This is a genomic window from Haloferax larsenii (assembly GCF_024730625.1).
Taxonomy (GTDB): domain Archaea; phylum Halobacteriota; class Halobacteria; order Halobacteriales; family Haloferacaceae; genus Haloferax; species Haloferax larsenii.
On sequence record NZ_CP078063.1, the window covers coordinates 2,772,087 to 2,792,542 of the forward strand.

At 60.2% G+C, this 20,456-nt stretch carries 16 protein-coding genes; 8 read left to right on the top strand and 8 right to left on the bottom strand.

Annotated features, from left to right (window positions below; translation table 11 throughout):
- Positions 1-4: 4 nt before the first annotated feature.
- The gene (locus KU306_RS14395) at positions 5-877 is read left to right on the top strand and encodes a M14 family metallopeptidase (RefSeq protein ID WP_007543615.1); all 873 of its coding nucleotides are present in this window, start codon (positions 5-7) and stop codon (positions 875-877) included.
- 42 nt (positions 878-919) lie between these two features.
- Here the strand turns inward: KU306_RS14395 and KU306_RS14400 are convergent, their stop codons facing one another.
- The 4 genes from KU306_RS14400 to KU306_RS14415 form a co-directional block, all read right to left on the bottom strand.
- Positions 920-1,555: an HAD family hydrolase gene (locus KU306_RS14400; protein ID WP_258302341.1), complete on the bottom strand. Its 636-nt coding sequence runs from the start codon at positions 1,553-1,555 to the stop codon at positions 920-922.
- Between the two features lie 98 nt (positions 1,556-1,653).
- Positions 1,654-2,103 carry a UPF0179 family protein gene (locus tag KU306_RS14405; RefSeq protein ID WP_007543611.1) on the bottom strand — a complete coding sequence of 150 codons (450 nt, stop codon included), beginning with the start codon at positions 2,101-2,103 and terminating at the stop codon, positions 1,654-1,656.
- 25 nt (positions 2,104-2,128) lie between these two features.
- Positions 2,129-2,509 carry a DUF5820 family protein gene (locus KU306_RS14410; RefSeq protein WP_007543609.1) on the bottom strand — a complete coding sequence of 127 codons (381 nt, stop codon included), beginning with the start codon at positions 2,507-2,509 and terminating at the stop codon, positions 2,129-2,131.
- Positions 2,510-2,938: 429 nt separating this feature from the next.
- The gene (locus tag KU306_RS14415; RefSeq protein ID WP_152417771.1) at positions 2,939-3,124 is read right to left on the bottom strand and encodes a hypothetical protein; all 186 of its coding nucleotides are present in this window, start codon (positions 3,122-3,124) and stop codon (positions 2,939-2,941) included.
- 5 nt (positions 3,125-3,129) lie between these two features.
- On the opposite strand from KU306_RS14415, the gene KU306_RS14420 reads away from it, so the two are divergent.
- The 6 genes from KU306_RS14420 (at position 3,130) to KU306_RS14445 (ending at position 12,907) form a co-directional block, all read left to right on the top strand.
- The gene (locus KU306_RS14420; protein WP_007543607.1) at positions 3,130-5,202 is read left to right on the top strand and encodes a PrkA family serine protein kinase; all 2,073 of its coding nucleotides are present in this window, start codon (positions 3,130-3,132) and stop codon (positions 5,200-5,202) included.
- A 4-nt stretch (positions 5,203-5,206) separates the two neighbouring features.
- The gene (locus KU306_RS14425) at positions 5,207-7,480 is read left to right on the top strand and encodes a PrkA family serine protein kinase (RefSeq protein WP_007543605.1); all 2,274 of its coding nucleotides are present in this window, start codon (positions 5,207-5,209) and stop codon (positions 7,478-7,480) included.
- Positions 7,471-8,790: a YeaH/YhbH family protein gene (locus tag KU306_RS14430; protein WP_007543603.1), complete on the top strand. Its 1,320-nt coding sequence runs from the start codon at positions 7,471-7,473 to the stop codon at positions 8,788-8,790. The genes KU306_RS14425 and KU306_RS14430 overlap by 10 nt, the downstream gene beginning before the upstream one ends.
- Complete coding sequence (locus KU306_RS14435; RefSeq protein WP_258302342.1) at positions 8,787-10,796, top strand: SpoVR family protein; 2,010 nt, start codon at positions 8,787-8,789, stop codon at positions 10,794-10,796. The genes KU306_RS14430 and KU306_RS14435 overlap by 4 nt, the downstream gene beginning before the upstream one ends.
- 8 nt (positions 10,797-10,804) lie before the next feature.
- Complete coding sequence (locus KU306_RS14440) at positions 10,805-11,326, top strand: DUF7344 domain-containing protein (protein WP_007543599.1); 522 nt, start codon at positions 10,805-10,807, stop codon at positions 11,324-11,326.
- 72 nt (positions 11,327-11,398) lie between these two features.
- The gene (locus tag KU306_RS14445) at positions 11,399-12,907 is read left to right on the top strand and encodes a DASH family cryptochrome (RefSeq protein ID WP_258302343.1); all 1,509 of its coding nucleotides are present in this window, start codon (positions 11,399-11,401) and stop codon (positions 12,905-12,907) included.
- 44 nt (positions 12,908-12,951) lie between these two features.
- Here the strand turns inward: KU306_RS14445 and KU306_RS14450 are convergent, their stop codons facing one another.
- Together KU306_RS14450 and KU306_RS14455 are read right to left on the bottom strand one after the other, a co-directional pair.
- Complete coding sequence (locus KU306_RS14450; RefSeq protein WP_258302344.1) at positions 12,952-13,383, bottom strand: disulfide bond formation protein B; 432 nt, start codon at positions 13,381-13,383, stop codon at positions 12,952-12,954.
- Positions 13,384-13,694: 311 nt separating this feature from the next.
- Positions 13,695-15,017 carry an MgtC/SapB family protein gene (locus KU306_RS14455; protein ID WP_258302345.1) on the bottom strand — a complete coding sequence of 441 codons (1,323 nt, stop codon included), beginning with the start codon at positions 15,015-15,017 and terminating at the stop codon, positions 13,695-13,697.
- 232 nt (positions 15,018-15,249) lie between these two features.
- Here KU306_RS14455 and KU306_RS14460 point away from each other — a divergent pair, with 232 nt between their 5' ends.
- Positions 15,250-19,137, top strand: a complete 3,888-nt coding sequence (locus tag KU306_RS14460) for an Eco57I restriction-modification methylase domain-containing protein (RefSeq protein ID WP_258302346.1) — start codon at positions 15,250-15,252, stop codon at positions 19,135-19,137.
- Here KU306_RS14460 and KU306_RS14465 read toward each other — a convergent pair whose 3' ends face one another.
- Together KU306_RS14465 and KU306_RS14470 are read right to left on the bottom strand one after the other, a co-directional pair.
- Positions 19,138-19,596 (bottom strand): type II toxin-antitoxin system antitoxin SocA domain-containing protein, encoded by a 459-nt coding sequence (locus KU306_RS14465; protein WP_258302347.1) that lies wholly within the window; start codon positions 19,594-19,596, stop codon positions 19,138-19,140. It abuts the gene before it with no gap.
- Entirely contained in the window at positions 19,593-20,327 is a 735-nt protein-coding gene (locus KU306_RS14470; protein ID WP_258302348.1) for a TrmB family transcriptional regulator, read from the bottom strand. The genes KU306_RS14465 and KU306_RS14470 overlap by 4 nt, the downstream gene beginning before the upstream one ends.
- Between the last annotated feature and the right edge of the window lie 129 nt (positions 20,328-20,456).

The following is a 20,456-nucleotide window of genomic DNA, read 5'->3' on the forward strand; positions in this document are numbered from 1 at the left end:
AGCAATGCGTATCTACGAACTCGGTGACGGCACCCCGGACGTGTCTGTAATCGGGTCGATTCACGGCGACGAGCCGTGTGGCGCACGAGCAATCGAGCGACTCGTCGCCGAGGACCCCGACGTCGAACGTCCGGTGAAGTTCATCATCGCGAACGAAGAAGCGCTCGACGCTGACGTTCGGTACCTCGACGACGACCTCAATCGGGCGTTCCCGGGCGACCCGAACGCGGACTCCCACGAGCGACGCCTCGCCCACGACCTCGGGCGCGAAGTGCGCGGGACGACTGCCTTCTCTATCCACTCTACGCAGTCGTACGCCGACCCCTTCGCAATCGTCGACACCGTCGACGCCATCTCGCGGTCGATTCTCCCACATCTCCCAGTCGACGTGGTCGTCGAGACGAACAACTTCGCAGAGGGGCGACTCATCGAACACGCCCACACCGTCGAAGTCGAAGCCGGACTGCAGAAGTCGGACGAGGCGGCCAAGAACGCCTACTGGCTCATCCGCGCGTTCCTCACGGCGACGAACGTGCTTCCCGCGCCTGCTGTCGCGAGTGACGGCGGAAACGGTGGGGGCGACGGCGGTGGGGCTGGCGACAGCCCGGTCTCGAAAGACGACCGTCTCCGACTCGCCGCCCCGGAGGAAAACAGCCTCGACGTCTACCGTCTCCTCGAGATGATTCCGAAACCCGCCGCCAAAGAGTACGAAGTGCTCGCGACGAACTTCGAACCCGTCGAAGGCGGCCAGCCGTTCGCCCGCGCCGACGACGAGACGTTCGTCGCCGACCGCGACTTCTATCCGATTTTACTCTCCGCGTACGGGTACGCCGACATCTTCGGGTACGCTGGCGAGAAGGTCGGAACGCTCCCGTAGGCAACGGTTCGCCCTCGTCTCGACCGAGCGTTTCGGGGTCTCTCAGTCGAGAATCTGTTTTGCCGCTTCTTCGACCGACGCGACTCGCTCCGGCGCGTCTTCGGGACCGTCGGTTCCGACGTGGAACGCTTCCCAGCCGGCGTTGCGCGCGCCCACGATGTCTTCGTCGTACGTGTCGCCGACGTAGACGTAGTTGGCTGCCGGAAGCGACTCCTCGGCGGTCCTGAAGATAGCCGGGTCTGGCTTTCGGGCGGCTACGTCGGGGTCGTTCGACACCACGATGGCGTCTGCGACCTCGTCGAGTCCGTGGGCTTCGAGTTTGGCCTGCTGCATCTCCGGCGTTCCGTTCGTGAGAATCCCGGTCGGTTGCTCCGCCGCGACGCGAGTGACTGCGTCGTGGGTGGCGTCTGGAACTGTCGTCGCCGCGAGCTCCGTCTCGTGGTATCGAGAGACCAGTTCTGCTGGCTCGGCGTCCACGTCGAACTCCTCGACGACGGCCTCGAACCCCGCGTGGTAGGGTGTCGTCGAAAGCTGGTCGAACGCGTGGAGGAGTTCCTCGACGTACTGTTCGTACGCGCCGTCTGGAGCGTTCGGAAGCGCCCGCTCGAAGATGGTCTCGAAGTCGTCGGTGTACTGCAAGAGGGTCAAATCGAGGTCGAAGAAGACGGCGGTCGTCATACACGATGTGTCTGCACCGTGGCGTGTGAACGCTCTGTTGTTCCCACCGGTTGGCCTGGGCTGCTTACTCGTCGGCCTGTTTTCTCAGTCTGTCCCCCTTACTCGTCGGCCGCCTCGAACTCGACGAGCGTCAGGTTCCGGTCGAGGTAGCAGTTGTCGTGTGGTGGGTCGCCGACGACTTCGGCGATGCGGTACTCCTGGTCGAAGTCCGCCCCGTCGGGGACGCAGTACTGGTGGCTGGGGCACTCGGTGTGAGGGCACGGCCCCTGTAGACTGGCCTTGCTTCCGGCGTAGGCCCCCTTCGACGGGACGTTTGCCCGGACGGGCGCGGGTTCGACTTCGACGGCGCGAACGCCGATATCGTGGGCGGCGCAGTCGAGTACCTGCGTGTTCTCTCGCACGTCGACGACGCGGTAGCGAACCCCTTCGGTGAGGTTGAGACACTGCCGTCGGTACGGACACCCTTCGCAGGCGCTCGATTCCCCTTGATAGACGAACTCGGTCCCCGTGTCCGCGAGGCGAGTCCCGATGAGTGTGACAGCGGTCATAGTGTGTGATTCATTCGCGAGGTGATTAAGACTCTCGTCCAGTCAGTTCGTCGAGTTTTTCGAAGTACTCCTCGCGCGGAAGTTGGTAGGCGTCCCGGTAATCGACCTCCCCGTCGGCGAATCGCCGTGCGATGTCTTCCGCGCCGTCGAGCGCCGCCTCGCGAGAGTCGAACTCCTCGGCGACGGCCTCGATTTGCGGCTCTAAGAACAGGACGGCGTGCCACGTCTCGGTGGAAATCTGTGACGCACCGGGGCGATTCGCCCGCGACCCGTTCGACACGAAGATAGTCGGGAGACACTCCGAAGGGAACTCCTCGCCGTCGAACACGTCGGGACGATACGCGAGAATCCGCCGTCCCTCGTGTTCGTCGTTCCAGAGCGTCCACCCGTCGGGCAGGTCGGTCATACAGGCGCTATTCGCTCAGTATCCTAAGCCTTCTCGCTCTGTCGAAGCGCGCCAGCGAAGCGCAGACTCCCGAAGCGTCGAATGCGAACTTCTGTCGAGATGCGCTGGTAGAAGCATCCACCAGAGGGCGAGAACACTGATGGCATTCTCAATTTGGTGCTCCTCAGACAACAAAGTAGCAACAATAACGACCAGAAAACCACGACATGAATGTTCTCTGATTCGATTAATGGGTCTGCCAGCGAACTGAATCGCCGATTAAACCGACATACATCGCACGAATGAAGGGTCACCGTTTGTGGTATGAATCTGGAACTACCCACATTCGAGACACTTCGGTTACTCATTCCAGAGAAAGCGTTATATGCTAACGTCTCTCAGTATTAATCAGTCTCGGTCACTGGACCGAGCGAATCGCACCGCGCATCCTCACCCGTAGATTCTGTCGCCCGTCGTCGCCCCGTCGTGAGCGCGGAGCGGTGGCGGTGCCCCAGCAACCCCGTCCCCGTAGTCCACGGCTACGTCGTCGAAGGCGTTGGGGTGTCGTCTGCGACCCGTACTCCGGGCGCGTCGCCATTGGGCCGTCTCCGGACGGTTGGTCCGTCGAGGCTCCACGAACAATGACCGGCGAAATAGAAACACTCGCAGACCTGAGCAAACACTACAAAGACTCCGTCCCCTCGGACCTCCGCGAGGCGAAGAGTTTCGAGTGGTACCTCGAAGAGGTCTACGACGATCCAAAGATCGCTCGCAACGCCCACCAACGCGTGGCGGACATGTTCGACTTCTACGGCACCCGTTACGACGAAGACGCGGGCGTCGTGGAGTACCTCATGGCCTCCGAAGACCCGCTCCACGATGGAGAGAACGTCTTCTACGGCCGCGAAGTGCACGAGTCGATACACGAGTTCGTCAACAAGGTGAAATCCGGGGCCCGCGGCCTCGGCCCCGAAAAACGCATCAAACTCCTCCTCGGCCCCGTCGGCTCCGGGAAGTCACACTTCGACTGGCTCTCGCGACGCTACTTCGAGGACTACACGATGCGCGACGAGGGACGGATGTACACCTTCAGGTGGACGAACCTCGGCGACGTCATCCGTGACCAGGACCCCGCCGACGACGTGGTCCAGTCGCCGATGAACCAAGACCCGCTCGTGTTGCTCCCCCAAGAGCAGCGCGATATGGTCATCGAACAACTCAACGAGAACCTCGACGCACCGTACACCATTCGGAACGACCAGGCGCTCGACCCCGCCTCGGAGTTCTACATGGACCGTCTCTTGGGCCACTACGACGACGACCTCGAAGAAGTCGTCGAGAACCATATCGAAATCATCCGTCTCGTCGCCTCCGAGAACAAACGGCAGTGCGTCGAGACGTTCGAGCCCAAAGACAAGAAGAACCAAGACGAGACCGAACTGACCGGCGACGTCAACTACTCGAAACTCGCGGTGTACGGCGAATCCGACCCGCGGGCGTTCGACTACTCCGGGGCGTTCTGTAACGCCAACCGGGGTATCTTCTCCGGCGAGGAACTGCTGAAACTCCAGCGGGAGTTCCTCTACGACTTCCTGCACGCCTCGCAGGAACAGACGATTAAGCCGAAGAACAACCCGCGAATCGACATCGACCAGGTCATCGTCGGCCGGACGAACATGCCGGAGTACAGAGAGAAGAAGGGCGACGAGAAGATGGAGGCGTTCAACGACCGGACGAAACGCATCGACTTCCCGTACGTCCTCGAATACGAGCAAGAAGCCGAAATCTACCGGAAGATGCTCCGCAACGCGGACGTGCCCGACATCCACGTCGAGCCGCACACCCTGGAGATGTCCGGCCTCTTCGGCGTCCTCACGCGCATCGTCGAACCCGACTCCGACGGTATCACGCTCGTCCAGAAGGCGAAGGCCTACAACGGCGAGTTGGACGACGGCGACGACATCGACGTGCGGAAACTCCGCGAGGAAGGCGAGTCGAAAGCCGACATCGGCGAGGGCATGGACGGCGTCTCCGCCCGGTTCATCGGCGACGAAATCGCCGAGGCAATCATGGATTCGACCCACCGCGGTCGCTCCTACCTCTCGGCGCTCTCGTCGTTCACCCACCTCGGTGAGAACCTCGAAGGCCACGGGTCGATTCCCGAAGAGAACCTCGAACGCTACCACCGCTACCTCGAAATGGTCCGCGAGGAGTACAAAGAGCGCGCCATCGAAGACGTTCGGCACGCACTCGCGTACGACCTCGACGAGATTCGCCGCCAGGGCGAGAAGTACATGGACCACGTCATGGCCTACATCGACGACGCGACGGTCGAAGACGAACTGACTGGCCGCGACCAGGACCCAGACGAGAAGTTCCTCCGGGCGGTCGAAGAGAAACTCAACATCCCCGAGGACCGCAAGGACGACTTCCGCCAAGAGGTCTCCAACTGGGTCTCTCGCCGTGCCCGCGAAGGGACGTCGTTCGACCCACAACAGAACGACCGACTCCGCCGCGCGCTCGAACGCAAACTCTGGGAAGACAAGAAACACAACATCAACTTCTCGGCACTGGTGAGCGCGAACGAACTGGACGACGACGAACGCAACGCGTGGATAGACGCCTTGGTCGACCAGGGCTACTCGCGCGAGGGTGCACGTGAAGTACTCGAGTTCGCTGGTGCGGAGGTGGCCAAGAGCGAACTGGAAGGCTAGACCAATGCGAGATTACATCCGCACCGCGGACGAGGCGCTCAAAGGCACCTACGAGGAGCCGATGAGCCTCGCCGCGTACGTCGAGGCCGCCTTCGAGTCTCCCTCGATTGCCTCGCACGCATCGAAGTACCTGCTGGAAGCCATCGAGTCGATGGGGACCCGAACCGTCATCGAAGAGGGCGAAGAAAAAGAGCGCTACAACTTCTTCGACGACCCCGCCAACGACGGCGAACACGCGGTCTTCGGCAACACGGACGTGTTGAACGCGTTCGTCGACGACCTGCGAACCATCGCCGCCGACCGCGGCAAAGCCGAGAAAATCGTCTGGTTCGACGGGCCGACCGCGACGGGCAAATCCGAGTTGAAACGCTGTCTCATCAACGGACTCCGCGAGTACTCGAAGACGGACGAGGGACGGCGCTACACCGTCGAGTGGAACGTCGCCAACGCCACCGATACCCGTGGCCTGTCCTACGGCGGCGAGTTCGAGTCCGACGACGAAGACTGGTACGAGAGCCCGGTGCAAGCGCACCCGCTTTCTGTCTTCCCGTGGGACGTTCGAAAGAGCCTGCTCAGAGACCTCAACCGAGCCAACTCGGACCACATCCCAATCAGCGTGGACGAGGAACTCGACCCGTTCTGCCGCGAGGCGTACTTCTACCTCGAAGAGCAGTACCGCCGAGCCGGGAAGATGAACCTGTTTTCGGCCATCTCCGACCCGAAACACCTCCGGGTGAAAAACTACGTCGTGGACGTGGGACGCGGTATCGGCGTCCTCCACTCCGAAGACGACGGGTCGCCGAAAGAGCGACTCGTCGGGTCGTGGATGCCGGGGATGCTCCGCGAACTGAACTCTCGCGGGCGGAAGAATCCACAGGCGTTCAGCTTCGATGGCGTCCTCTCGCAGGGCAACGGGCTCTTGACTATCGTCGAGGACGCGACGCAGCACGCCGACTTGCTCCAGAAACTGTTGAACGTCCCCGACGAGGGACGCGTCAAACTGGACAAGGGAATCGGGATGGACATCGACACCCAACTCGTCATCATCTCGAATCCGGACCTCGACGCCGAACTCGACAAGTTCGCAGACAGGAACGGCCGCGACCCGCTGAAGGCGCTCAAGCGACGGCTGAACAAACACGAGTTCCGCTACCTGACGAACCTCTCGTTGGAGGCCGAACTCATCCGCCGCGAACTGACCAACGAGACGAGCGTCTGGACCGAAGAACCGGAAGTGCTGGCCGAAATCGTCGCCGAGGCGGTCACGCTGGACGTTCGGAAAGGTCCGGGCGAGGTCCACCACCGGGAACTCGCACCGCACGCAATCGAGGCGGCGGCGCTCTACAGCGTCGTCACGCGCCTCGACCCGGAAGACGTGCCGCACGACCCGGACCTCGAATTGAACCTCGTGGACAAGGCGCTGTTGCTCGACCGCGGCTACTTGCAGGTCGGCGACCAGCGCCGCGAGGTCTCCGGATTCGAGTTCGTCGGCGACTCCGAGGGGACCCACGGGATTCCCGTGACGTTCACTCGGGACGTCATCGCCGACTTGCTGCACGACCGAGTAGAGCGCCACCACCCTGACCTCGACGTCGCGTCGGTCGTGATGCCGACCGACGTGCTCGATGCGATGCTCGACGAGTTACCCGACGCACCGGTGTTCTCGCGCGCCGAGGCCGCCGAGTACGAGGGCCGCATCGAGATGGTCGAAGCGTACATCTTCGAACAGCAGGAAAGCGACGTGCTCGACGCGCTCCTCGCGGAGAAGGGCGTCGAGCGCGAGACGGTCGAAGAGTACGTCGAACACGTCTACGCGTGGGCCTCCGAGGGCCAAATCGAGACCGAACACGGTCTCGTCGACCCGGACCCGCTCCTCATGAAACTGTTCGAGACGGAGCATCTCGGTCGGTTCTCCGAGGACAACTACGACGGGAACGACCCCGACGACGACGTCGAAGAGTTCCGTCACGAGAAGGTCATCACCGCGCTCAATCGCTACGCGTGGGAGAACCGCGACGAAGGCTTCGAAGTCAGCGACGTCGACCTGACCGAGATTCCCGTCATCCGAACCGTCTTGGAGACGCACGACTGGGACGACGTCCGCCGCCTCTTCGAGGACCTCGACCCGCGCCAGTGGGACGACCCACCGGCGAACACCGAGACGGAGGCCGTGAAGAAACGGACCATCGAAGAGATGAAGAAACGCGGCTACTCCGCCGCATCGGCCGAACTCACGAGTCGCGCCGTCATGGAGCAGGTGAGCACCCAATGGGACTGAGAGACGACCTCGAACGATTCCGTGAAGTGGGCGAAGAGCGGCGCGAGGACCTCAAGGAGTTCATCTCCTACGGCGACCTCGGCGCATCAGGGTCGAAAGACATCAAGATTCCAATCAAGGTCGTCGACCTCCCCGAGTTCAAATACGACCGCCTCGACATGGGCGGCGTCGGACAGGGGAAAGGCGGGACGCCCGACGTGGGCCAGCCACTCGGCCAGCCGCAACCCGCCCCTGGTGAGGGCGACGAAGGCGAACCCGGCGAAGAGGGGGCCGAACACGAGTACTACGAGATGGACCCCGAGCAGTTCGCCGAGGCGCTCGACGAGGAACTCGGACTCGAACTCGAACCGAAGGGGAAGGAAGTCATCGACGAAATCGAGGGCGACTTCACCGACGTGACCCGCACCGGCCCGCACAGCACGCTCGACTTCGAGCGGCTGTTCAAAGAGGGGCTGAAGCGAAAGCTGGCGACCGACTTCGACGACGACTACGTCCGCGAGGCGATGAAAGTCGAAGACACCTCGCCGGACGACGTCTACCGCTGGTCTCGCGAGAACAACATCCTCGTTTCGCTGGCGTGGATCGAAGACGAGTGGACGCGGATTCCCGACGATGAGCGCGGGACGTGGGACTCCTTCGAGGAGATGGAAGAAAACGTCGAGCGCACGACGACCGTCCAGCGAATCCGCCGCGATGGACTCAGAGAGATTCCGTTCCGGCGTGAGGACGAACGCTACCGCCACCCCGAAATCATCGAGAAGAAGCGCTCGAACGTCGTCGTCGTCAACATCCGCGACGTGTCGGGGTCGATGCGCGAGACGAAACGCGAACTGGTCGAGCGCACCTTCACGCCGCTGGACTGGTATCTCACTGGCAAGTACGACCACGCGGAGTTCGTCTACATCGCCCACGACGCTGAGGCGTGGGAGGTCGAACGCGACGAGTTCTTCGGCATTCGCTCGGGCGGCGGGACGCGAATCTCGTCGGCCTACGAACTGGCGAAGGAAGTGCTCGACGAGCGCTACCCGTGGCACGAGTGGAACCGCTACGTCTTCGCCGCCGGTGACTCCGAAAACTCGTCGAACGACACCAAAGAGCGGGTCGTCCCGCTCATGGAAGAGATTCCGGCGAACCTCCACGCCTACGTGGAGACCCAGCCCGGTGGCACCGCCATCAACGCAACGCACGCCGAAGAGGTCGAACGACTTCTCGGTGACGAGGGCAACGTCGTCGTGGCATACGTCTCCGAACCAGACGACGTGATAGACGCAATCTACCGCATACTCAGCACGGAGGCGACAGTAGAATGACTTCGAGACGACACCGCAGAGACGCACAGCGAGAGGCCGCCCGACTCGACGAACCAGTTCGTGAAGCGGGCGCACTCGCGAAGAAACTCGGATTGGACCCCTACCCGGTGAACTACTGGGTCGTCAACTACGACGAGATGAACCAGCTCATCGCCTACGGTGGCTTCCAGAACCGCTATCCGCACTGGCGATGGGGGATGACCTACGACCGACAGCGCAAGACAGACCAGTTCGGTATGGGAAAGGCGTTCGAAATCGTCAACAACGACGACCCCTCGAACGCGTTCCTCCAAGAGTCGAACTCGCTGGCCGACCAGAAGGCGGTCATCACGCACGTCGAGGCGCACTCGGACTTCTTCAAGAACAATCAGTGGTTCGGGCTGTTCTCCGACGAGGGCGACCTGAACGCCGCAGCGATGCTCGAACGCCACGGCGAGACTATCGAGCGGTACATCGAGTTTCCCGACGTGAGCCGCGACGAGGTCGAGAAGTTCATCGACGCCATCCTCTGTCTCGAAGACACCATCGACCAACACCGGTCGATTCGCGAAGCGGCCGAAGACAGAGACGAGCGCATCCCCGACGACATCCGCGACCAACTCAAGAACCTCAACATCTCCGAAGACGTCCGGCGCGAGGTGTTCGACGACGAGTGGGTCGACCGCGTCGAAGAAGCAGAGCGCGAGGCCGCGAAGATAACGGCCCCACGGAAAGACGTGCTCGCGTACATCCGCGAACACGGGATGCGCTACGACGAAGAGACCGGCAAGGCCGAGGAGATGGAGCCGTGGCAGAAGGACGTCCTCGACATGCTTCGCGAGGAGGCGTACTACTTCGCCGCCCAGAAGATGACGAAGGTGATGAACGAAGGCTGGGCCGCCTACTGGGAGTCGCTCATGATGGGCGACGAACGGTTCGCCGGCACGGACGAGTTCATCACGTACGCCGACCACCAAGCGCGCGTCCTCGGGTCGCCCGGTCTCAACCCCTACAAACTCGGCAAGGAACTCTGGGAGTACATCGAGAACACGACGAACCGCGCCGAAGTCGCCGACAAACTCCTTCGCGTGAAGGGTATCACGTGGCGTAACTTCACCGAGGAAATCGACTTCGACGAGGTACAAAGACTCCTGAAAACCGACCCGGTCATCGACAGCGTGTCGAGCGAGACGCTGGACGAACTCGTCGAGTTGGGACCGGACGACCCCCGTGTCGACCACGAGATGCTCGACCGCGCACTGTCGGGTGACGAGTCGGTCGACGTTGACACCTACCCGTGGAAGGTGCTCTCGTACGAAGGGCTGGCAGAGCGTCACTACTCGCTGGTCAAACCGCAGAACCGCGGCTTCATCAGTCGCATCCGGCGGTCCGAACTCGAACAGCTGACGCGGTACATGTTCGACGACACCCGCTACGACACCGTCGAAGAGGCGATTGAGGATGTCGACAAGACGGTCGGGTGGGACCGCATGCGCGAGATTCGCGAGAGTCACAACGACGTGACGTTCCTCGACGCGTTCCTCACCGAGGAGTTCGTCCGGTCGAACCACTACTTCGCCTACGAGTACTCACAGTCGTCGCGGCAGTTCCGCGTCTCGTCGACCCAGTACGAAGACGTCAAGAAGAAACTCCTCTTCCAGTTCACGAACTTCGGCAAGCCGACGATTGCCGTCTACGACGGCAACTTCGACAACCGCGGCGAACTGCTCTTGGGCCACCAGTACAACGGTGTCGTGCTCGATATGGAGCAAGCGAAGGGCGTGCTCGAACGCGTCCACCACCTCTGGGGCCGCCCGGTCAATCTGATGACCATCACCAAGGAGTTCGACGACCACGAGGTCGAAGTCGCCCGGCGACGCGGGCGTGAGCCGACGCCGACCGAGCGCGCGATTCGGGTTCGGTACGACGGCGAGGAGTTCGAGACGCACGACCTCGACTCGGAACTCGAAGAACGAATCGCTGCGGGAGAGATTGACTACGACACGAAGCCCGATGACTGGCTCTAACCGGGGCGATGACGACCGCTGACCAGTCTGTCCGCGACAGGCTGGACGCGGGCGAGATTCACGACGTCCTTCGAAACAATCGCCGACGACTCGTGCTCGAACAACTCCGAGAACGAGAGGGGTCGAAGGCCGTCGGCGACCTCGCCGAGCACATCGCCGAGGTGGAGTCCGGCGAGTCGCCGCCGCCGAAGAACGTCCGCCAGAGCGTCTACATCTCGTTGCACCAGACGCATCTCCCGAAGCTCGATGCACTCGAAATCGTCGACTACGACTCGGTGGGAAAGGAGGTCTCGCTCGCGGAACACGCCGCCGAACTCGCGCCCTACTATATCGACGGCGAGGATTCGAGACCGGCGGCCGCGCTGACGTTCGCGTCGTGTCTCGCCGGCCTCGCGCTCGTCGTCGGCGAGTGGATGGGCGTCCCACTCATCTCGTGGGTCGACCCTCGACTCGTCGCACTCGTTTCACTCGCGTTCGTCGCGGTCGTCACGGGCGTCGAACTCCGCGAGTGGACGCAAAACAAGGCCTAAATCCGGCGACCGAACCTGCCCACTCGAACGGCCACTCGACTCAAGTACACCCCATCCTAAGCGCCGCCGTCGATGTCTTCACACACCGCGCTCGTCTGGTTCCGCCGCGACCTTCGGCTCCACGACAACGAGGCACTCGTCGACGCCTGCGGTGCCGACCGGGTCGTCCCAGTGTACTGTTTCGACCCTCGTGGCTACGGCCAGCAGCCCTACGGCGGCCCCGACTCGTTCGACGTTCGAAAGACCGGACTCCACCGACTTCGATTCCGCCTCGAATCGGTCGCCGACCTTCGGTCGTCGCTCCGTGACCGCGGCAGCGACCTCGTGGTTCGAATCGGCCGTCCAGAGGCGGTCCTTCCAGACGTTGCCACCGCGGTCGGTGCCGACAGCGTGTCAATGCACACATGGCCGACGCCGGAGGAGCGCCAGGTCGAATCGGCGGTCCAGCAGGCACTCGACAACGTGGGCGTCGAACCGCGGCGGTTCTGGGGGCACACGCTGACGCATCCAGATGACCTCCCGATGGACCTCGACGCCCTCCCGGACACGTACACGACGTTTCGGAAGGCAGTCGAGAACGACGCCAGCATCCGCGAGCCGTTGCACACCCCAGAACTTCCAGCACTCCCCGATTCAGTACCCGAACCGGGAGAGATACCTGCGCTCTCGGACCTCGACGAGGACGTGTCGAATGCGGCGCAGGCGGAAGACGAACCCCTGGCTTCCCCCAACAACGAACAGGCAACCCCCTCCGAACAGGCAATCCCCTTGTTCGAAGGCGGCGAGACGGCTGGCCGCGAGCGCGTCGAGTCGTACATCTGGGAGGGAGACCACCTTCGGGAGTACAAAGAGACGCGAAACGGGTTGGTCGGCCGCGACTACTCCTCGAAGTTTTCTCCGTGGTTGAACGAGGGATGTCTCTCTCCGCGGTACGTCCAATCAGAAGTCGAACGCTACGAAGACGTGCGCGTGTCGAACGACTCGACCTACTGGCTGACGTTCGAACTGCGCTGGCGCGATTTCTTCCAGTTCCAGACCGCCAAACACGGAGGCGAGTTCTTCCAGCGAAGTGGCATCCGCAACCGGACCGATATCGACTGGCGAGACGACGACGCGCAGTTCGACCGCTGGGCCGCGGGCGAAACCGGGATTCCCTTCGTCGATGCGGCCATGCGCGAGTTGAACGCGACCGGCTACGTGTCGAATCGAGCGCGCCAGAACGCCGCGTCGTTTCTCGCGAACAACCTCCGACTCGATTGGCGGCGCGGTGCGGCCTACTTCGAGACGCAACTGGTCGATTACGACCCCGCCTCGAACTACGGCAACTGGGCGTACATCGCGGGTGTCGGCAACGACTCGCGCGACCGGTATTTCGACATCGTCGCGCAAGCCCGCCGGTACGACGCAGACGCCGAGTTCGTGACACACTGGCTTCCCGAACTCGCCGACCTGCCACCCGAGTACGCCCACGAGCCGTGGAAACTGACCGACGCCGAGCAAGCCGACTACGGCGTCCAGTTGGGCATCGACTACCCCGAACCGATGGTTGACCTCGACGCGTCCTACGAAAAACTGGACTGAGGGGGACGAGAGAATTCAGCGACGTCGACGAAGCCCGCTACTGCCTACACCCGCCACGGGTCGTTTCGGCTCCCACTCGCCAGGGCCATCCCGCCGACGAGGAGTGTCACGAGAAGGAACGCGACAAGTGCGAGCCGTGGGATAGTCAGTAGCCCGCCGAGCATCGGATACTGGATGGACGCACACGGGCCGCCGATTGTGCAGGTCGCACCGGGCGCGACTTGCAGATACGTATGATAGCCGGAAACCGCCACACCACCGAGTGAAAGCGGCAAGACGGACTTCCACACACCCTCTCGTTCTTCGACTGCGGCGACGCCGAGGACCACCACCAGCGGATACATCAGAATGCGCTGATACCAACAGAGGTCACACGGCGTCAACCCGAGGCCGAGACTGAAGTAGAGACTACCTGCAGTCGCGGCGAGCGCGACGAGCGTCCCTGCAGTGAGAATCGCCCGCGTCGAGTCGCTCATTAGGGTTGCTCCCCGCTCGATGCGGTCGCGGTGGTCGTCCTCGGTCCCCGGTTCGACTCCGATAGGCGGTGGTCACGGCTCGGTCTCGGGATTCGATTCATGCGTGTGGTCGACTCTGCCACAGGATAGGCCGGGGGAAACCTCAAGCCATCGGCTCTTCCTGTTAGGTAGGTTGTACGAGCGGCCGTCGCCACACCGGGGGACGACCGGTGGGCGACTCTTCTGTGGCCTGCTCGGGTACAGAACATGCACCGAACCAGTGCGCTTGGATTGCTGTCTCAGGGGGCCATGAATGTTGTGACAGCGGGGCGTCACATGAGAACGACGAGCCAGCCGCCGATTGCCCCGGAGGTGACGAGGAGGGCGCTCTTCCGTGCGACCGGGGCGAGGAGGGTGCGGTCGACACTCGCGGCGAGGAGTATCTTGACGAAGATGCTCGCCGCCGTCCCTGCCAGTACCCCGACGACGGCGGTCGTACTCCCGATTTGGCCACCGCCGTACAGTGTGACAACCGTCGTGACGACCGACCCACTGGAGACGAAGCCGCCGAGGAAACTCGTCACCACGAACCCGGTCGTCCCGAACGTCTCTTGTGCGGCCGCCGAGGCGAGAAGCACCACGAGGAAGAACAGGCCGAATCGGAGTGCACTCTTGAGGCTAAACGGCGATTCGAACGCCACGTCGAGGTCGACGCTCCACTCTCTGGAGTGCAGCGCGTAGCTCACCCCGACGAGGCCGATGAGTCCGAGCGGTAGTCCGACCTCCAGTGCGATTTCGGGGACGAACACGACGATGAGCGACAAGTTTCGAATCGCCATCGCCGCATCGGCCATCAGAATCGCACCGACGGCGAGAGGCCGAATCGACGGGTTGCGCTGTGTTCGACCCGCAATCTCCCCGATGACGGCCGTAGAGTTGACCAGCCCACCGAAGAAGCCCGTGATGGCGATACCGCGTTCGCCGTAGCGTTTGATGATGACGTAGTTGACGAAGCCGATGGCGCTCACGGCGACGACGAGCAGCCAGACTGTCTGCGGTCTGACGGCGTCCCACGGCCCCAGCGGACGGTTCGGAAGTAGGGGGTAGACGACGAACGCGATGATGGCTAACTCGATGGCGCTTCGAACCTCGTCGGTCGTCAGGCGATGGGCGAATCCGTGGAGTTCCCGCCGGAGGACCAACAACAGCGACGACGTGAGCGCGACGACGACCCCCTCGATGACGTAGCCGGCCACCACCGCGGCACCGACTCCGTAGGCCACGAGCAGGGAGGTAGACGTGGTCAACGACAGGCTCACGCCGTCGTCGTCATCATCGTCTTCGGTGGCTGCGACCGGGCCGATCTCCTCGGTGGCAACAGCCTCCTCCGCGGCGGGCCTCCCGTTCCATTCGACGAGACCGCGCCCGCCGAGCAACGCCGCTTGTACGACGACTAGCAGTCCGCCAATCGCCAGGACGATACCGCTGTCGAGGACGACTGCGAGACCGCCGATGAGACTCGTCAGTGTGAACGTCCGCATTCCTGCGGTCTTCTTCGACCGCTCGCGTTCTAGACCGAGGAACATCCCCAACGCAGCCGCGATGAACAACCGCGAGACAGTGGGGTCGATGGAGAGTGCTTCCTGTTCGAGCATCACGTCTCACCACCCGAGGGGGTCGGCAGTAACCGACAGAGGGCCATGCTATATAATCTATTTATTCTATAGACCTAAAAGTGTGCCACATGGTATCAAAGTGGTCGGTTGGGTGGGAGGGGGTCGGTTGTCGAAGCGGGGCACAGCGGCCTCTCGGAGGTTTGTGTTCGAGAGAAGTGCTCGGGGTATCCTGATATGAAATCTTATGACCTCGACTCGTAACAGGGGTAGTATGACTGATACGTCGGCTCTCCTCGAAGCCCTCCATGGGATTGGGGAGCGCATCGACGATGGGATGAGCGAGAAGGACGTTGAGAACGCCTTCCTAAACGAAGACTTCTACGAGATACTGGGATATTCGGGCGCGGGCCACGACCTCCGGAGTGAGTGGACACTTCCGGACAACCGACGACCGGACTACGTCACGCTCGACGCAAACGAGTCAGTGACTGCCATCTACGAGTTCAAGACCTCCGGCAAGCAACTCGGCATGGAACAAGAAGACCAACTGTTCCACTACGTCGACGAACTCAAAGCCGACTACGGGGTGCTGACCAACGGTGAGGAGATTCGGCTCTACTCTCGGGAGGGGCACGACGAAATGCTCACCGTCCACCTCTCGGAAGCAACGTCAAGCCACGCCGCAGACCTCAGTGCGGCACTCTCGAAACCGGAGTGGGACATTACCGCTCCATCGAGTGTCCACGAATACCTCGACGGTCTCGATGCGGTGGAACTCTCTGGTGAACTCGGTCGTGAACACTTCTTCGAGACTTTTCGCTTAGAGGAAGACAGCCCGTTCGCAGACCTCGTCACTTCGATGGTCGACCTCCTTCAGGAACTCCGTGACGAGGAAGAAGCGAAGTTCGTGAAAGGAGCGTACGACTTCTGGGAAGCGAGTTACGCATCAGAGCCTGACGAGATTCCAGACTCGTGGGATGGCCTCATCGACGGGGGGAAACAGGAACTTCGGGACTTCATGTTCGCCCTCGAAAGTGGGCACGCCCTTCTCGCTCGCCTGCTCCTCGCCAAGGCGTCTCTCGACCACGAGTTCTTCCCTGACGACCGTGGCCTCGAACGCTACTTCAGGGAACTCGGTGGCTTCAGCGGGACTATCAGCCTCGACGCATACCCGGTCGCGGCGAACGGGATGATTGACGATATGCGGAACCAACTCGTCGAGAGCCTGTTCGAGGACGACATTTTCATCTGGTGGACAGATGGCTACGCAGAGGAAACAGCAAGTCTCCACAAGAACCCGTACAACCGCTTCCGCGACGTTGCGAAGGAAGGGACTGACGTTACCCGTGTCTCTCCAGCGACCCGTGAGCGGTTTAGCCGGGCTGTTGCTCACGTCATCTTCTCTGTCCTCAAATTCGACTTCTCTGCTGTCGAAGGCGACCCGCTTGGCGACCTGTACCAGCGGTACTTCGACCCAGAGACGCGCAAAGCCCTCGGTGAGTTCTACACGCCGCAGGAGGTCGTGGACTACATCATGGACGGTGTCGGCTACGACATGGGGATTCACGATGAACGCCTCATCGACCCGTCCTGTGGCTCAGGGACGTTCCTCGTCGAAGCCGTGGAACGATACATCGAGGACGTAGAACGCTACAACGACGACCCAGACTGGGAGGAACACCTGACAAAACTCTGCACTCGTCCTCACATCGTCGGGCTGGACATTCACCCGTTCGCCGTCCTGATGGCACAGATTCGCTTCATGGTCGCTATCTTGCCGAAGTACAAGGAGGCGAAGCAGAGCAACGGCGACTTCACGATTCGTCGGCTTCCCATCTTCCGTACTGACTCGCTTCGGAACGAGCGCGAATTGAGTGGCGTCGATCTCGGCGACGATGGAACTGCGCAACTGACGTTCGACTCGATGACCGAGGACAGTCAGGACGTACGTATCCCGGTTCCACTTCCAGTCGAAGTTGACGAGGATGAAGTCGATGAATCCGAGTACGAGGACGGCTTCTTGGTTCAGAGGGTTCGGATGCCACTGTTCGATAACATCCGATTGAACACGGGTGTTCGGAATTTCGGAGAATACTATGCGGCGCTTCAGGGCGTCCTCGACGTTGCGAAGTGGTATCTTCACGAAGGAGAGTGGGAGTATCACGGTGGCCTGAAACAAGGCATCGAGCGGTACACGACGAGAGAATACGACGGCATCGAGGAGTTCTTCGAGCCGTATCTGCAGGAAATCCTCGAAACCGTGCGCTACCTTCGACTTGAACACGGTGACGGGCGACTGTTCAAGATTTTCGAGGACACGGTTCTCTCGCTCGTCGTCAAGAACTACATGGACTACGAGTACGTCGTTGGGAACCCACCGTACGTTCGGATTCAGCACCTTCCCGACCGACAGAAGTCGATGCTCTCGCAACTGTACGAGTCCACGACTGGGAACTACGACCTCTACTGTCCCTTCTACGAACGAGGCCTCGATTGGCTGAAAGAAGGAACTGGAAAACTCGGATACATCACGCCGAATCAGTTCATGGTCACGGACTACGGTGAGGGCATCCGCCGTGTACTCCGTCGAGATTCCCGGCTCGATGAGGTGTACGATTTCCGTGATTCCGGCGTATTCGAGGACGCAACTAATTACCCGGCTATCATCATCGCAGAGGACGCGCCGGACAAAGATTCCCGGGATAAGAATGAGATACGGTGCGTCCGTGTGAAGGCGAACGTCGACGATGATTCTGGACGGGCCTTAGACGAGGCAATCATTACAGCAGTCCGTGACCACCGTGGAGAACCGGGTTACTCTGACGACTACATCGACGTGTTCGACTTCCCACAGAGCGAGTTGGGCGATGGATACTGGTCGATGATGCCGCCGGAGGAGTTGGATGTGTTCCGGAAACTCGAAAGCAAAGGTGACGACCGCATTGAGTCGGTTACTGATGCAGTGTTTCAGGGGATTCGGACGAGTGCGAACAAAATCTACATTGTGGACGTACTCGATGCCGACAGGATAGAGTCAGACGATACAGGAGAGAAAGTCACTATCGTACCAATCGGTGAATCGAAAGAGTACGAAATCGAGTCTGACTTGCTACGGCCATTCCTTCAGGGCGATGAGGTGAAACGATGGCGTGGAGATTGGTCTGGATTACACGTTGTCCACCCCTACTACACAGAACAGACTGATGATGGCGAATTTGACTCAGGCCTATACTCAGAACAATACCTCCGAGATAACCTTCCGCTCACTTGGCAGTTCTTCATCAGTCATAAAGAAGCTCTTGAAGCACGAGAGAGCGGTCGAATGGAAGGACAAGAGGACTGGTATGGGTACATCTACCCGAAGAACCTCGACAAATTTGAAATCCCGAAAATCATCCAAGCCCATATCTCTGAAGATGCCACGTTCATGATCGACGAGCCGGGAACGTGGTACTTTACTACTGCTTATGGTGTCCTCCTCACCCCGAAATTCAGAAAATTAACACAGGAAATTGCCTGTGAACTGAACTCGAACGCACTCGACTTCTACTTCAAACACATCACGACGGTCAAAGCCGGTGGCTACTACGAATATCGTTCCCAGTACGTCGAGAAACTTCCCTGTATTACTGCTGAACGAGATGGAGAGTTTGATACACTCCGAAAGAAGGCTGGTGAGATCACAGACACCATCGACTTGGAGAGTCGAACTGAGCGCTTCCCCGAAGCCTACCTCGGAGACTTCGATGGCGAACTCGGGTACATCGACTACGAGTGGCAGACTCGACGCTACCCGGTGAACGCAAGCATCGAAGAACTCGAAGATGGTCGTTTCGCAGTGACCGCCGGACGCTCCGACGAAATCACCGCACCACAGATGGACAAGGGCGACCGCGACGACCGGAAACTCAGAGCGAAGTACGTCCACGCCGCTGTCGACGGACGGAACATGAAGAAGGGAGAGGAACAGACGATTCCCATCCCGAAGCGTACGGAAGACGTGGAACAACTCATCGAGGCACTGGAAGCCGACAGGCAGACCGTCGAGGAGACGAGCATCGAAGACCTCGAAGCCGAGATCGACGACGTGGTGTACGACCTGTTCGACTTGACCGACAACGAACGGCAGGTTATCGAGGACTACCTCGAAGTGTTCTAACTACCTCAGAACGCTGTTTTCTGCGTATTTCGGGTATTTAGAGTAGACAATATCAATGAGTTCAGGAAGACGAATATCACCGTATTCTCGCACGATTCGCTCTGCTTCTTGCACGACGCTCTCCAGTTCACTATCGGCAATCTGCTTTTCGACGAATTCTCGCCCTTCAGGTCTTAACCGATATTCGTACTTCACAATCTCCTCGTCCTCATCGATCTCCTCAACCGAATCTTCGATTAACCCTTGCTCAATGTGGTCATCTAAATCGTCGTAGAGGGTGCTTGAGAATGGGCCGTAATCGTACGGTTCAAATCGGTAGGTATCTGTGGGCGTTAGCCCATCCAGATTACCTTCCATCTGCATCAGGAAGATGAGTTTCTGGAAGCGAGTTCGCCCGTCGATGTGATGCTCCTCACCTGCATACAGGAGCGCGAGCGGGAGCATTTTTCTGATGTTCATTCTTGGGCGTCTCCTTCGTACGTATACGTTTGAAAGTCATCCCTCATAATTCCTGCAATGTCTGAGTCCACAAATGAGATTGTTGCATCCTGTGTTCCGATATTCAACAGAACTCTTTCTTCGTCTATGACGTAGTACGATGAACGGTTGATTTCGTCGGTTTTGTCTGTCGAAACTCCCTTCTGTTCTAAACGCTCTAGGCTCTCCTCGGAATGGGGTGTTCCAACGAGGTGAACATCAACGCCACGTTCAACGGCGTTCTCGGTCGATTCGATGACCTCTCTCGTGGCCCACACTAGTCGCGTATCGAACCCGAAGATCGAGTGTTCTGCATTTTCGATTGCGTCTCTCAGTTCGGTATTCATCCCGTCTCGGCCAGAGAGAACCCATGCAGAATCACCAGAATCCGGCCCACGCTCGATCTGGACTTCCCATGCTGTTTCTAGCGATTCCAAAATCTCGTCAGACTCCGACTCAAACCGCTCCTGTTCCTTTTCGATTACGTAGCGCGGGTTCTGGGCGACGTACCGTTTTGGGTTTTCTCCCCGCACCTTGACGTATCCTCTATCTTGGAGGCTGTTGAGGGGTTGGTACACTTTGGCCGGTTGAGAGTCAATTCGAGCCGCAACTTGACTCGCTTTCATTTCTCCGAACTTCACCAACGCGTGGTAGCACGCTGATTCGTACTTTTTCCACCCGAGGTTGGTTAGTTCATCGCCCAATTGTTCCATCTTACTACTAATATCACAAAACAACACTACATCAATCCTGTGGTGATAGGTACTACTACTCAGAAGTAGTGTGCATCTACTACTCAAAAATAAATATCACGGAAATTGTTAAGTCGCTATCGCTTGAAC

What these genes read in the sequence shown, in the direction of transcription:
- KU306_RS14425 (WP_007543605.1), top strand. Translation starts at nt 5,207, where the DNA reads ATGCGAGATTACATCCGCACCGCGGACGAGGCGCTCAAAGGCACCTAC.
- KU306_RS14395 (WP_007543615.1), top strand. Translation starts at nt 5, where the DNA reads ATGCGTATCTACGAACTCGGTGACGGCACCCCGGACGTGTCTGTAATC.
- KU306_RS14445 (WP_258302343.1), top strand. Translation starts at nt 11,399, where the DNA reads ATGTCTTCACACACCGCGCTCGTCTGGTTCCGCCGCGACCTTCGGCTC.
- KU306_RS14410 (WP_007543609.1), bottom strand. Translation starts at nt 2,509, where the DNA reads ATGACCGACCTGCCCGACGGGTGGACGCTCTGGAACGACGAACACGAG.
- KU306_RS14405 (WP_007543611.1), bottom strand. Translation starts at nt 2,103, where the DNA reads ATGACCGCTGTCACACTCATCGGGACTCGCCTCGCGGACACGGGGACC.
- KU306_RS14400 (WP_258302341.1), bottom strand. Translation starts at nt 1,555, where the DNA reads ATGACGACCGCCGTCTTCTTCGACCTCGATTTGACCCTCTTGCAGTAC.
- KU306_RS14430 (WP_007543603.1), top strand. Translation starts at nt 7,471, where the DNA reads ATGGGACTGAGAGACGACCTCGAACGATTCCGTGAAGTGGGCGAAGAG.
- KU306_RS14455 (WP_258302345.1), bottom strand. Translation starts at nt 15,017, where the DNA reads ATGCTCGAACAGGAAGCACTCTCCATCGACCCCACTGTCTCGCGGTTG.
- KU306_RS14450 (WP_258302344.1), bottom strand. Translation starts at nt 13,383, where the DNA reads ATGAGCGACTCGACGCGGGCGATTCTCACTGCAGGGACGCTCGTCGCG.
- KU306_RS14460 (WP_258302346.1), top strand. Translation starts at nt 15,250, where the DNA reads ATGACTGATACGTCGGCTCTCCTCGAAGCCCTCCATGGGATTGGGGAG.
- KU306_RS14465 (WP_258302347.1), bottom strand. Translation starts at nt 19,596, where the DNA reads ATGAACATCAGAAAAATGCTCCCGCTCGCGCTCCTGTATGCAGGTGAG.
- KU306_RS14420 (WP_007543607.1), top strand. Translation starts at nt 3,130, where the DNA reads ATGACCGGCGAAATAGAAACACTCGCAGACCTGAGCAAACACTACAAA.
- KU306_RS14470 (WP_258302348.1), bottom strand. Translation starts at nt 20,327, where the DNA reads ATGGAACAATTGGGCGATGAACTAACCAACCTCGGGTGGAAAAAGTAC.
- KU306_RS14435 (WP_258302342.1), top strand. Translation starts at nt 8,787, where the DNA reads ATGACTTCGAGACGACACCGCAGAGACGCACAGCGAGAGGCCGCCCGA.
- KU306_RS14440 (WP_007543599.1), top strand. Translation starts at nt 10,805, where the DNA reads ATGACGACCGCTGACCAGTCTGTCCGCGACAGGCTGGACGCGGGCGAG.